Below are 12,340 nucleotides of genomic sequence, written 5' to 3' on the forward strand. Positions count from 1 at the left end.
AAAGAAACTTCATAAACCTAATTAGACCCCTTCGACGCAAAATATTAGGTACTAGAACTATATAGATAGAGGTAAATAACAGGATTTCAAGCCCCACATATCCTCACAAATAAAATGGTCTTTGCGCATTTCATGAACAATGACTAAATAATACCAAAGTACGACCACTATAATGCATTGCAAAAAAAACCCAGTCATTCATAGACTTAGCATTCGCAAAACAGGACTAAAGTTCCTGTTCTTAAGTTTATAAAGCCTATTGATAAATGAATACCCGTATCCACTTATGGACTTTTTTGCAAAAGCGAGATAAGTTTAAATTCTGCACAATGACGCAACGCACAAAAACAGAGTCAAACCGAAGTAAGGGTAATCCTCAATGGAACTCAAAGATAAAGTAATTGTTGTAACCGGCGGTGGCCGTGGTCTTGGTCGCGCTATGGCGCTTGAACTAGCAGCTAAAGGTGCCAAGCTAGCACTGGCTGACCTGAGCCAGGAAGATCTGGACACTACTGTAGGTCTTTGCATGGAGAAAGGTGTTGAAGCACGCGCTTACATCTGTAACGTAGCAAAAGAAGACGAAGTAGAAAAAATGTTTAATGACATTGTTGCTGATTTCGGCACTCTACACGGTCTGGTAAACAACGCTGGTATCACTCGTGACGGTCTGTTCATGAAAGTCGATCGCGAAACTGGCAAAGTAGCTAAGAAAATGTCTATGGACCAGTGGAACCTGGTAATGGACGTTAACCTGACAGGTACTTTCCTGTGTGCTCGTGAAGCAACTGCACACATGATCGATCTGGGCGTACCAGGTTGCATCATCAACATCTCTTCTATCTCTCGTTCCGGTAACATGGGCCAGACTAACTACACTGCAACTAAAGCAGGCGTAGAAGCAATGGCTGTTACTTGGGCTAAAGAACTGTCTCGCTACGGTATCCGTGCAGCGTCTATCGCTCCAGGTTACATCGGCACTGAGATGGTAATGAGCATGAAACCAGAAGCACTGGAAAAAATTGCTGCTGGCATCCCTGCTAAGCGTCTGGGTAAACCAGAAGAGATCGCTTCTACAGTTAACTTCATCCTTGAAAACGATTACATCACTGGTCGTTGCTTCGAGGTTGACGGTGGTCTGCGCATCTAATTGCGTAACTACTAAAAAAACCGGCTTTATGCCGGTTTTTTTGTGCCTGTTCGGGGACAGATTTAAACTCTGTCCCCAACGGTATCTGGATAGGCCAGATTTTACGCGCCGATCACGCCACCATCTTCACGTGTAATCATCACAATAGTTGAACGCGGTTTGCTGTCTCCACCCGCCGGGAAGTGTGAAGGTTTTCCTTTTTCACCCGGGTGCTGAATACCTACAAACATGGTCTTCTGATCTGGCGTAAACGTCAGACCTGTTACCTCACATGCGATTGGGCCAACCAGGAAGCGATGGATCTCACCCGTTTCTGGATCAGCACACAGCATCTGGTTGTTACCCATACCTGCAAAGTCATCCTTATTGGAATATTTGCCATCGGTCATGATCCACAAACGACCGCCTTTGTCGAAACCCAGGCCATCAGGGCTGTTGAACATGTTTTCAGCCGTAACGTTGCTACTACCCGCCAATAGACCCTCTTTGTGTACTGAAGGGTTGCCTGCAATCACAAACAGATCCCAGTCAAATTCGGTAACCGTATGGTCTCCATTTGCAGGCGTCCAACGAACGATCTGACCATATTTGTTTCCTGCACGTGGATTCGGGCCAGTAACAGGCTGATTATCTTTCTTGCCACGGTTCTTATTATTCGTCAGCGTACAACATGCACTCATCTTGTTAGGATGAACCGCTACCCATTCTGGACGGTCCATTGTAGTACCGCCCACTTGAGTTGCTGCTAAACGCGTGTGAATCAACACCTCTGCCTGACTGTTAAAACCATTTTCTGGCGTTAGGCCATTCTTACCAAATGTCAGCTCGATCCACTCACCTTTGCCTTTCAGCTCACCCTCGTTGGCAGAGAACTTGGCAACATACAAAGTACCTTCTTCCAATAAGTTACGATTTGCAGATTTGTTAGCTGCATCGTATTTACCTTTTGAAACGAACTTGTACAGGTGTTCGCCACGTTCATCGTCACCCAGGTAAACAACAACATGACCGCTGTTGTCGACCATCAAGGCAGCGTTTTCATGCTTGAAACGACCCAATGCAGTACGTTTCAGCGGCTTAGATTCTGGGTTCATTGGGTCGATTTCAACAACCCAGCCATGGCGGTTTGGTTCATTAGGGTTTTTAGCCAAATCGAAACGCTCGTCAAACTTACTCCACTTATAACGTTTATCTTCCGGTTTGATACCGTAACGTTTCTGCTCTGCTGGCACCTCATAAGAGTCATCCGCAGTACCAAAGTAGTTGTGGAAGTTCTCTTCGCAAGTCAGGTACGTACCCCAGGGAGTTTCACCGTTTGCACAGTTATTGAATGTACCCAGAACTTCAATACCGTTGGCATCTGCAGACGTTTTCAGAAGATCATGACCTGCTGCAGGTCCTGTAAGCTGCATAGGTGTATTAGCAGTGATACGGCGGTTAAGCTTACCAGAGCGGTCCACGCTCCAACCTTTAGAAGTTTTCTTGATTTCAAAAACAGAAACACCGTGTGCATTTTGTGCTTTTAGAACATCATCCGCTGTCATATTTTCGCCTTTATGGTCAAACAGCAGATCGTTGTTCGTATATTCGTTGTTAACTGCCATAACAGCACGATCATCTGCAAGAGGGAACAGAGTCATCCCATCTGTGTTATCACCAAACTGAAGCGCCTGTGACGAAGCAGGAGCCTTTCCAGAAGCGTCAAATTCAGGTGCACCGGCAAAGATTGGATCACCCCAAGAGATCAGGTTAGATACCTTATACCCTTCTGGAACAACAACCGTATCCGCTGTGCTTGCAGCGATTGGCTGGAAACCCATCAGTTTGCTATGAACTGTTGTTTTCATTGCTGCCTGAACTGATTGAGCCAATGGCGTTGTGGCAACAAACGCACCCAACCCTAAAGCCCCCATACCCGCTAAGAAGCTACGACGGGCAACCGCCTTGTCCATCAACTGAGTAAATTCTGAATCCTGCTCAGTATTCAAATTGCTGCATAGATCATGTGAATTGTTATAGCTCATAGTGTTCCATCCGAATTAACTTTTGCCATCTCACCCAGATGGCCCGTGAAGCGAAAGGGCTAAAACCTAGACTAGTCTTATGACACTGAAATTACCGTAAAGTGATTCTAATACTAATTTTTTAAAAACCTACCCTCACCGGGAAGCTGCAGCTTAATTATTATTTCACTTACAAAAAAGCCTACAAGATTAAGAGGCACTCTCAGCCTTGCTGCTCAAATAACAACCAAAAACCACATATAAATTAAGCCTAATTGTGCGAAAAACTTATTGAACATCTAGATTGAACAATCATTAAACAACTATTTCAAATCAGAAATAAAACCGTAAAGAAAACTTAAAAAACATCCACAAAAACGAAACATAACTGAAATAAAACTCACCTATTATTGCGCCGCAACAAAGAAACGTTATTTAAGGCTTTAAAGTTGAATTATCTAAATAGCATAAAAAAAGCTGCATTATATGTGGCATTAGTTATTTCTCCTATTTCAGTTCAGGCTGAGAACATTTTAATTCTTGGCGATGGCATAAATTTACATGCCAGCAATGAAAAAGAAGTTAACTCCGACAAGCTATTTTCTAATTCAACACAATATAAGCTGCCGAACGGATTAAATCAGATTCTGGTTAGCTACACGGCTGAAATCCAGAAAGGAAGCGATCTTGAGATTGAAGAGAGCAATACTTTTGTTCTTTTATTTGAAAGCCACGACTCCAAGCTAACCCTTGAGGCGCCTGAAGTTAAGCGCTTAAGAGATATAAACCGATTTGAACAGATAAAAAATTGGTCTCTGCATAACGGAAATGGCGAAGCCGTAAAATACAAAGTTGATCTTATTAAAAAAGGCGGCTTTCAACTCAGCCGCGATTATGAAGATGAACTAGAAGAATACAATAACAGTAATGCTGTAGCCGCTTTACCTAAAAAAATAATTAATGCACCTAAACCACGCAGCATTAAACAAGAAGCTCCTCAAGAAAGCCCGGCGAATCATAGAAAAAACATGGAATTAGAAATGTTGATCTATTGGTATAACCAGGCCGATGCAAAAACCCGAAAATCATTTAAAGAACTTATTAACAAGTAAGTTATTTAATCAATTATTTATTTTATTTAACTCCCTTTATTAAACTCTCTGGAGAGAAAAAATGAAAAAGCTGATCCTGGCTTCTGCAATTGCTGCTCTTGCTGCTAACTCTGCGACTGCTGCAACTGTTTACGAAAACAAAGGTCTTACTTTTAAAATCAAAGGTGACTGGCAGGTTCAGTTACGTGATAACCACAAAAAAGCAAAGACGCTGAAGTTGAATTTGATGACCTGGAAATCAAAAACACTGTAATTTATGACCTGGGTAACGGTCTTAAAGCATACGGTCAGCTGGATTTCGGTTTCAAAGATGCTGCTGAAGACAAGCAGTCTGGTGATGATCTGGAAGAAGCATACCTAGGCCTGTCAGCTCATAACATGTCTATTCAGATCGGTAAGATGGACAACGCTGCTGACGACTTTGGTGTTGAAAAAGCGATCGAAGAAAACCTGAAAAAAGACGTTTTCCACAAGTTTGGTTCTTACGCAGGCGATGATGTAATTCGTTTCGACGCTTCTTTTGACTCTGGACGCATCGCAATCTCTCACGAACTGGAAGCAGACGGTGAAGACAGCGCTAACAACGAATCTACAGAAGTTTACGTTGAAGGTAACTTTGACGTTGTAACGCTGGGTGCTGCTTACCAAACTCTGAAAAGCTCTCCAGACGCGGACTCTGAAGATATCTGGGGTGTAAGCGCTAAATTTAATGCTGGCTTCGCTAAAATCGGCGTAGATTACGGTGTTTCTGACCAGGGTAGCTCTGACGATGATGTCGCTATGACTAACTTGGTTGCGACTTTCAAAGCAAGCAAAACAACTAAAATCTCTGTAGGTTACCAGGAGCACGATTACGATGCTGACGGTAAAGACATCGAAGCTATCTACGCTAACGTAACTTACAAGTTCCCAGCACAGAAGAACGTATCTGTGTTCGCTGAAGTAACGCACATCGATGATGATGCGGGTACTGATTACGATCTGGATATGCTTGCAGGTATGCGTATCAAGTTCTAATAAAGTTTAAGCTATAACCTGCTCCCCCCTTCAGGCAGGTTATGCACAAAACTTTTGAGGTCCGGTTTTTACCGGGCCTTTTTTATTGCCTTATCAGAAAGTCAAAGAGACAATACTCTCTTATTCACGGAAGGCATCTACTTCACATGAGCACAGTCGACAGCAAAACAAGTAACTCAGCACAACAAAGCTGGCTGGACTCAATCCGCATCTATACTCACCCACGAGCGGTGACATTATTCTTTCTTGGCTTCTCATCTGGCCTTCCACTGTTACTCGTTTTTGGCACCCTATCCTTCTGGCTACGCGAGGCAGGCGTTGAACGCAGCCTTATTACCTATTTCTCATGGGTTGGATTAGCCTACGGTTTTAAATGGCTCTGGGCGCCCCTGGTAGACCGCCTGGAATTACCGATTCTCTCAAGGCTCTTAGGTAGAAGGCGAAGTTGGTTGGCCCTATCACAGATTATGTTGATTAGTGGGCTTGTAGGTCTCTCCTTCTCTAATCCGCTGCAAAATTTAGAGTATATGGCGATACTGGCCGTGGTTGTTGCCTTCAGTTCAGCGACTCAGGATATCGTAATCGATGCCTATCGTATTGAATCCGCTGGTGAGCGTTTACAAGCAGCGATGGCCGCGACCTATATGGCGGGTTACCGAATCGCGATGATTGTTGCTGGCGCTGGAGCCTTAGCCGTCGCCGCATGGGTTTCTCCTGAACCAGAAGGCTATGTGCAATCAGCATGGCAGATCGCCTACCTCTGTATGGCTGGTTGTATGTCTGTAGGTTTAATTACGACTCTGGTTATTGCCGAACCACGTAAGGTGGAGATGGATGAAGAAACTCTGGAGCAGCAAAACAGGATTATCGAATTCAGCGAAAAGAATGCTCACCTACCTGATTTCCTAGCTCGCTTCCTCGGTTGGTTTTATGTGGCTGTCGTCTGCCCATTTACTGACTTTATTAGTCGCTATGGAAAACAAGCCATAATCATTTTGGCGCTGATCGGCACCTATCGAATCTCCGATGTAATCCTTGGGATTATCGCTAATGTTTTCTATGTCGATATGGGTTTCACAAAGGAAGAGATCGCACAGATCATAAAGATCTACGGTGTGATAATGACCATTGTCGGCGCAGGCCTTGGCGGGATTTTGGTAAATAGATTCGGCGTTATACGCATCCTGTTCATTGGCGCATTGATGGTATCCCTTACCAATCTGCTCTTCGCATGGCTGGCAACACTGGGGCACAATACAGCTGCACTTACACTGGTTATCTCACTAGATAATTTAAGTGGAGGTATCGCTACAGCAGCCTTTGTCGCATACCTTTCAAGTCTGACCAATATCCAATACTCAGCGACGCAGTATGCGTTGTTCAGTTCGGTCATGCTGTTATTCCCAAAATTTTTGGGCGGGTTCTCTGGAGGCTTTGTCGATAATTTTGGCTACGAATGGTTCTTCACTTGTGTTGCCCTGCTTGGCCTGCCGGTATTGATCCTGATCATGCTAGCCCCAAAAGAACGATAATGATAATAAATATCATTTACATTCAATAAAAACAGATCTATAGTTCCTCTTACTTAATTGATAAATAGAGAGGGAACTATGACTTTTCTTATTGATGCTTGGTTGGAACGCAGCAACCCTTATCTGAAAGTGATCCATCGTTCAACCGGGGTTCCTGTAGTGAGCTGGCATGGTGAAACACTGCTTAAGAAATTTCAGAGTGGATCGATCTGTGCTGAGGATTTTGAAGAAACGCCCTCTCAGGAATTGATTAAGGAGCTGTTTCTGTTGGATTGTCTGGAGCAAGAAGTGTGACACTAGAGGGACAGATTTAAATCTGTCCCTCAGGTTATGAATACAGGTTTAATCGCGGAAGTTATTAAACTGTAATGGCAGCTCAAGATCAGCTTCGCGCAGCATAGCGATTACGCTCTGTAGATCATCACGCTTCTTGCCGGTTACACGCACCTGTTCACCCTGAACCTGTGCTTGTACCTTGAGTTTGGCATCCTTGATCATCTTGACGATTTTCTTGGCAAATGGCTGATCCAGTCCCTGCTTAAGAATGATTTCCTGACGTGCCCGCATGTTCGCCTGCTCTGGATCTTTTATCTCAAGGCAACGTACATCAATTTTTCGGCCGACCATTTTGGTACGCAAAACATCAAGCATTTGTTGTAGCTGAAAATCTACCTCAGCATGCATAGTGACAGAACTTTCATTCTGTTCAAAACTGGCATCCACTTTTTTAAAGTCATAACGCATCTGTAGTTCACGATTAGACTGATCCACAGCGTTAGTTACTTCGTGCATATCCAGCTCTGATACGATATCAAAGGATGGCATAGTCAAAACTCCAAGATTTTTTTCGCGATTTTAGCTGACCTTAACCGGCATTTCACGTCACAATAGAGTGAGTCGTTGGTTGGGAGTAGATAGATGAAAAAACGCTGGCACATACTAGGCGCAGGCGCGATTGGCAATTTATGGGCCTGTCATCTGACCAGTGCAGGCTTTCCTGTCACGCTTATCTTACGCTCCCAGGACAAGCTTAATAGTTTTTCCGATCAACACGGCATAAAACTGAAAGAGGAGCTTTACCTCGCAGATGCGGAATTGGCTGACAGCCCCTACCCCATTGAACAGCTGCTTATCACGACTAAATCCACAGATACTAAAACCGCCTTCAACAGCATTCGAACACGGATAAGCAGCCATGCCAGAGTTATCGTTCTGCAAAACGGTATGGGAACTCAACAGTGGGTCCGTGAACAACTACCCTCTGCAGAAGTAGTTTGGGCTTCGACTACTGATGGTGCCTGGCTGAAACAACCCTTTGACCTGGTTCATGCGGGTCAAGGTTATACCAGAATGGGTATTCCTGATCAGGAATGTTACTGGCTTGAAGAGCTGGGTAACGGCTTTCTAAAAATTGAACTGGATGATGACATTGCAAAAACGCTCTGGCGCAAGCTGGCAATCAATTGTGCAATCAATCCCCTCAGCGCGCATTTCCAATGTAAAAACGGGGAACTGATAAATAACCCCAATTATCTGGTTGAAATGGCCGCCATATGCCGTGAAGTTGAAGCGGTCACTAGTGCTGCAGGCATTAAACTTTTTGACGGTCCGCTGATTGAACATGCCTGTCAGGTTGCAGAGCTAACCGCTGAAAATTATTCCTCCATGATGCAGGATGTTAAACACGGTAGATCAACTGAAATAAGTTCAATAACAGGCTACCTCTGCAAGCTCGCTGAACAGCACAATATTTCGATCCCTGTTAATCAGAAGTACCTAAAAAAGATCCAAGAACTACAAACATAAAGATAGGGGTATACCCTTATTTTTTCATTTCCCCCTATCCTTTGATTTGAATCAGGAATAGCACATCTCATAGGCGCATAATCAAGTTACGATAAATAACACATAAGGAGAAAGCCTATGAACCAAGAAGTCCAATCACCTGATGTTCAAGAAGCTATGCCTACACCTGTTGAAGAGGGGAAAAAGCCAGATTGCCCCTTGGAGCAGGACCTCACTGATAGCTTTGAGGCAAGCGACTATCCTTATGACACAAAAATTTCTCGTCGCGAATATGAAAAGCGCAAAAAAGAGCTACAGATAGAACTGCTAAAAGTACAGAACTGGGTCCGTGAAACCGGGCAGAAGATCGTGATCCTATTTGAGGGGCGTGATGCAGCGGGTAAGGGCGGCACCATAAAACGCATGATGGAGCACCTTAACCCTCGTGGTGCTCGCGTAGTCGCACTGGAAAAACCTAATGAGCAGGAAAAAGGTCAGTGGTATTTCCAGCGTTATATCAACCACCTGCCGACCGAAGGTGAGATCGTTCTATTCGACCGTTCCTGGTACAACCGTGCGGGTGTAGAGAAGGTCATGAACTTCTGTTCTCCTGGTGAATATCTGGAATTCATGCGTCAGACCCCAGAGCTTGAGCGCATGCTGACACGAAGTGGCATTCGTTTCTTTAAATTCTGGTTCTCTGTGAGTCGAGAAGAACAGTTCCGCCGCTTCCAGGCACGCCGTGTGGACCCTCTAAAACAGTGGAAGCTATCACCTATTGACCTAGCCTCTTTGGATAAGTGGGATTCCTACACTGAAGCTAAAGAGTCCATGTTTTTTTACACCGATACTGCCGATGCTCCTTGGACAGTTATCAAGTCAGATGACAAAAAGCGTGCCCGTCTGAATGCGATGCGCCATTTTCTAAGTAGTCTACCCTACCCAGATAAGAACGAAGAGATCGACCTGCAACCAGATCCATTGATCGTCTGCAATGCACAAAATGCGCATGCAAATACACACCCCGGTCAGTAAGGAGTTACAAAATGACAATGAAGCAAACCCAACACGCTCAGAATGTGGTTAACTCTTTTAAAAACCTAATTCCAGATTCATTAGAGAATGATATAGGTGATGCCCATTTTGATGAGCTTGCCCTACTGATCGAATCTGCCATCAGCGCAGCGGTGCTACAAGAGATGGAAAAAACAGCGGATCAGATCGATAAGCTGGCACACGATGTACGCAACTTTGCCGAACATTTCGATAAGTAAGCATCTTTCAAGAGAGTAAAAGATTTCTTTTACTCTCTTCATTTCTTTGAACCTTTCCCGCAAACTGCACTCTTATTTTTACCGAATTTTTACCGAAAATTCCCCCTGCATTATCTTTTGAAAAAGCTGGTTTATAAGAGATGTCCAACAGACTTAGTAAAATCTACACCCGTGGCGGTGACAAAGGAAAAACCTCCCTGGCTAACGGCAATCGAGTCAGTAAATATTCACCTCGAATAGAAGCACTCGGCACTGTTGATGAACTTAACAGTTTGATTGGTTTGGTCCTCTCCGACTTTGCAGAAAGCTCTCATCTATCAGCAACGCTCTCTACTATTCAGCACCAGCTGTTCGACTTGGGCGGAGAACTGGCAGTGGCTGATCCCTCTTATATTGTTATTGAAACGGAAGAGATTGAATTTCTTGAGAAATCATTGGACCAGATGAACGATAAACTGGAACCCCTGGCTGAATTTATTCTTCCAGGTGGATCAACCAGTGTTGCTCAGATTCATTTGGCCCGCACAGTCTGTCGTAGAACCGAACGAGCAATCATCAGGGTACAGGATGAGCCTTCAGAACAAGTTAATCAAAATGCTGTAATCTATCTGAATAGGTTATCCGATCTATTATTTGTAGCTTCACGCTACTTAGCAAAACAATTGAATGAGCCCGAGATCCTTTGGCAACCGAAAGCAAAGCGTAAATAAAGAGCGTGATATGAAAAAACTTATTTCCCTCATTGTACTAATGGCCCTATCGCCTCTGGCTATGGCTGATTGCTCCACTGAACAAACGATTTGCGAGACCAAATGTTCAGTCATGTATCTGAATGATGAAGCGGCAGAGCTGGGCTGCAAGTCAAAATGTGTTGCTAAACGCGCACTGTGCTCGACCGAATCAGGAGCGGAAACCGCTGTTGAAACCGGTGAAGAGGTCATTGATAAAGGCGTTGAAGTCAGTAAGGAAGCTTGGCAAAACACAAAGTCGTTTGTTAAGGGAATGACCGAATAGTCATTCTATATTACTGTTTTCGAGAGGCTTAAAGGGAATTATTCTGATACTGCCCTCTGTGCAAGCTTGACACTCTAAAGCATACTAGCCACATTTAATGGTAGGTTTCTTTCTAGCGTTTTACATTAGGATCATGCATGAACAGCCCGGACACACAAGCTGTCGTTAAGCAGTTAGCGGAGTTAACTGGAGCATTAACCTCAGAGAAAGATCATATTAAGCTCTTGGATAGAATCATCCTGGGGTGTATGGATCTGACAAATGCTGACGGTGGAACGCTATATACCATTAATGAAGATGCGCCGAATGAATTACAGTTCACAATACTGCATAACCGTTCATTAGGAATACATAGAAAGCCGAGGGATCTTCCCCCTATCCAGATCTATGACGCACAAAAAGCGACCTCCAAACTTGTCGTCTTACAAACCTATGTACAACAGCATCCGATCAATATTCCCGATGCTTACGCGTGCAATGAGTACGATTTCTCAGGCACGCGTAACTTTGACAAGCAACTAAGCTACCACTCCAAATCTTTTTTATGTGTTCCCCTTACTGATCATGAAGGGGAAGTCATCGGTGTATTACAGCTGATTAACGCTATTGAAGATGGGGAAATTGTTCCGTTTCCTAAGACGCAACAGAATCTTGTTGAATCTTTAGCCTCTCTCGCTGCAACGGTTCTGACAAAACGCCGCCTGATTGATGCACAGCGTCACTTGTTTGAGTCATTCATTAAATTGATCGGCCGCGCAATTGACCATAAATCTCCAGTAACGGGGAAACACTGTGAGCAAGTACCAGAGATCGCCATGCTGCTTGCGGAAGCCGTGAATGATGCAAATTCGGGCACCTTTGCTGAGATGGCCTTCAGCGATATTGAGATGTACGAACTGAGAATTGCTGCATGGCTACATGACTGCGGCAAGATTACTACACCAGAGTACATTATTGATAAAGCAACCAAGCTTCACACAATGTTTGATCGCATTGAGCTGGTAAAGTCGCGTTTTCGCGAATATAAACAGCACCTACAGATAGACTTATTAAAGTCGCTTCCGCAACTCAGTGCAGATAAAGCGGCTGAAGCACAGCGTAATTTTGACCAACTACGCCTGCAGATCGATGATGACCTTGAGTTTGTCTGCCGTTCCAATACCGGTTCTGAGTTTATGGCTGATGAACATAAAACCCGGATTATGAGTATTGCAGAAATCAGCTGGATCGACGATACAGGAACGCTAAGGCAACTGCTGACCAAAGATGAAGTGGATAACCTCTGCATCAGCAAAGGTACTCTTACCGATGACGAACGTCAGGTGATGCGTGACCATATTAAGGTCTCAATCGATATGCTGGAGTCACTAAGCTATCCGAAGCAATTGTCACAAGTTCCAGAAATTGCCTGCAACCATCACGAACATATGGATGGTAGCGGCTACCCGCGTGGACT

At 44.2% G+C, this 12,340-nt stretch carries 14 protein-coding genes; 12 read left to right on the plus strand and 2 right to left on the minus strand.

Annotated elements, in window-relative coordinates; all coding sequences use genetic code 11:
* Nucleotides 1-379: 379 nt before the first annotated feature.
* Nucleotides 380-1,147 (plus strand): SDR family oxidoreductase, encoded by a 768-nt coding sequence (locus GY843_RS00670; RefSeq protein ID WP_297305791.1) that lies wholly within the window; start codon nucleotides 380-382, stop codon nucleotides 1,145-1,147.
* A gap of 101 nt (nucleotides 1,148-1,248) precedes the next feature.
* Here GY843_RS00670 and GY843_RS00675 read toward each other — a convergent pair whose 3' ends face one another.
* Nucleotides 1,249-3,171, minus strand: a complete 1,923-nt coding sequence (locus tag GY843_RS00675; RefSeq protein ID WP_297305792.1) for a PhoX family phosphatase — start codon at nucleotides 3,169-3,171, stop codon at nucleotides 1,249-1,251.
* A gap of 428 nt (nucleotides 3,172-3,599) precedes the next feature.
* Between GY843_RS00675 and GY843_RS00680 the strand changes: the two genes are divergently transcribed.
* From GY843_RS00680 to GY843_RS00700, 5 genes are all read left to right on the plus strand, one after another.
* A complete protein-coding gene (locus GY843_RS00680) occupies nucleotides 3,600-4,262 on the plus strand; it encodes a DUF2057 domain-containing protein (RefSeq protein ID WP_297305793.1) in 663 nt (220 codons plus the stop codon).
* A gap of 61 nt (nucleotides 4,263-4,323) precedes the next feature.
* Nucleotides 4,324-4,515, plus strand: a complete 192-nt coding sequence (locus tag GY843_RS00685) for a hypothetical protein (RefSeq protein ID WP_297305794.1) — start codon at nucleotides 4,324-4,326, stop codon at nucleotides 4,513-4,515.
* Between the two features lie 8 nt (nucleotides 4,516-4,523).
* Nucleotides 4,524-5,279 carry a porin gene (locus tag GY843_RS00690; RefSeq protein ID WP_367183777.1) on the plus strand — a complete coding sequence of 252 codons (756 nt, stop codon included), beginning with the start codon at nucleotides 4,524-4,526 and terminating at the stop codon, nucleotides 5,277-5,279.
* A gap of 146 nt (nucleotides 5,280-5,425) precedes the next feature.
* On the plus strand, nucleotides 5,426-6,811 hold the full coding sequence (locus tag GY843_RS00695; RefSeq protein ID WP_297305795.1) for an MFS transporter: 1,386 nt from the start codon (nucleotides 5,426-5,428) through the stop codon (nucleotides 6,809-6,811).
* Between the two features lie 78 nt (nucleotides 6,812-6,889).
* On the plus strand, nucleotides 6,890-7,105 hold the full coding sequence (locus tag GY843_RS00700) for a hypothetical protein (RefSeq protein ID WP_297305796.1): 216 nt from the start codon (nucleotides 6,890-6,892) through the stop codon (nucleotides 7,103-7,105).
* A gap of 48 nt (nucleotides 7,106-7,153) precedes the next feature.
* Here GY843_RS00700 and GY843_RS00705 read toward each other — a convergent pair whose 3' ends face one another.
* The gene (locus GY843_RS00705) at nucleotides 7,154-7,636 is read right to left on the minus strand and encodes a YajQ family cyclic di-GMP-binding protein (protein ID WP_297305797.1); all 483 of its coding nucleotides are present in this window, start codon (nucleotides 7,634-7,636) and stop codon (nucleotides 7,154-7,156) included.
* Between the two features lie 93 nt (nucleotides 7,637-7,729).
* Between GY843_RS00705 and GY843_RS00710 the strand changes: the two genes are divergently transcribed.
* The 6 genes from GY843_RS00710 to GY843_RS00735 all read left to right on the plus strand — a co-directional run.
* Nucleotides 7,730-8,617, plus strand: coding sequence for a 2-dehydropantoate 2-reductase (locus GY843_RS00710; protein WP_297305798.1), 888 nt, complete (start codon nucleotides 7,730-7,732; stop codon nucleotides 8,615-8,617).
* A 117-nt stretch (nucleotides 8,618-8,734) separates the two neighbouring features.
* A complete protein-coding gene (gene ppk2 / locus GY843_RS00715; protein WP_297305799.1) occupies nucleotides 8,735-9,631 on the plus strand; it encodes a polyphosphate kinase 2 in 897 nt (298 codons plus the stop codon).
* Nucleotides 9,632-9,642: 11 nt separating this feature from the next.
* Complete coding sequence (locus tag GY843_RS00720) at nucleotides 9,643-9,870, plus strand: phosphatase (protein WP_297305800.1); 228 nt, start codon at nucleotides 9,643-9,645, stop codon at nucleotides 9,868-9,870.
* A 140-nt stretch (nucleotides 9,871-10,010) separates the two neighbouring features.
* Nucleotides 10,011-10,580, plus strand: coding sequence for a cob(I)yrinic acid a,c-diamide adenosyltransferase (locus GY843_RS00725; RefSeq protein ID WP_297305801.1), 570 nt, complete (start codon nucleotides 10,011-10,013; stop codon nucleotides 10,578-10,580).
* Nucleotides 10,581-10,590: 10 nt separating this feature from the next.
* Nucleotides 10,591-10,884 carry a hypothetical protein gene (locus GY843_RS00730; RefSeq protein WP_297305802.1) on the plus strand — a complete coding sequence of 98 codons (294 nt, stop codon included), beginning with the start codon at nucleotides 10,591-10,593 and terminating at the stop codon, nucleotides 10,882-10,884.
* Nucleotides 10,885-11,021: 137 nt separating this feature from the next.
* Nucleotides 11,022-12,340 (plus strand): HD domain-containing phosphohydrolase (locus GY843_RS00735; RefSeq protein WP_297305803.1); only part of this gene is annotated, 1,319 nt, incomplete at its 3' end.

Origin of the sequence: Neptuniibacter sp. (assembly GCF_024231755.1) — a bacterium.
Classification (GTDB): domain Bacteria; phylum Pseudomonadota; class Gammaproteobacteria; order Pseudomonadales; family Balneatricaceae; genus Neptuniibacter.

What these genes read in the sequence shown, in the direction of transcription:
- ppk2 (WP_297305799.1), top strand. Translation starts at nt 8,735, where the DNA reads ATGAACCAAGAAGTCCAATCACCTGATGTTCAAGAAGCTATGCCTACA.
- GY843_RS00705 (WP_297305797.1), bottom strand. Translation starts at nt 7,636, where the DNA reads ATGCCATCCTTTGATATCGTATCAGAGCTGGATATGCACGAAGTAACT.
- GY843_RS00695 (WP_297305795.1), top strand. Translation starts at nt 5,426, where the DNA reads ATGAGCACAGTCGACAGCAAAACAAGTAACTCAGCACAACAAAGCTGG.
- GY843_RS00710 (WP_297305798.1), top strand. Translation starts at nt 7,730, where the DNA reads ATGAAAAAACGCTGGCACATACTAGGCGCAGGCGCGATTGGCAATTTA.
- GY843_RS00730 (WP_297305802.1), top strand. Translation starts at nt 10,591, where the DNA reads ATGAAAAAACTTATTTCCCTCATTGTACTAATGGCCCTATCGCCTCTG.
- GY843_RS00720 (WP_297305800.1), top strand. Translation starts at nt 9,643, where the DNA reads ATGACAATGAAGCAAACCCAACACGCTCAGAATGTGGTTAACTCTTTT.
- GY843_RS00685 (WP_297305794.1), top strand. Translation starts at nt 4,324, where the DNA reads ATGAAAAAGCTGATCCTGGCTTCTGCAATTGCTGCTCTTGCTGCTAAC.
- GY843_RS00725 (WP_297305801.1), top strand. Translation starts at nt 10,011, where the DNA reads ATGTCCAACAGACTTAGTAAAATCTACACCCGTGGCGGTGACAAAGGA.
- GY843_RS00700 (WP_297305796.1), top strand. Translation starts at nt 6,890, where the DNA reads ATGACTTTTCTTATTGATGCTTGGTTGGAACGCAGCAACCCTTATCTG.
- GY843_RS00675 (WP_297305792.1), bottom strand. Translation starts at nt 3,171, where the DNA reads ATGAGCTATAACAATTCACATGATCTATGCAGCAATTTGAATACTGAG.
- GY843_RS00670 (WP_297305791.1), top strand. Translation starts at nt 380, where the DNA reads ATGGAACTCAAAGATAAAGTAATTGTTGTAACCGGCGGTGGCCGTGGT.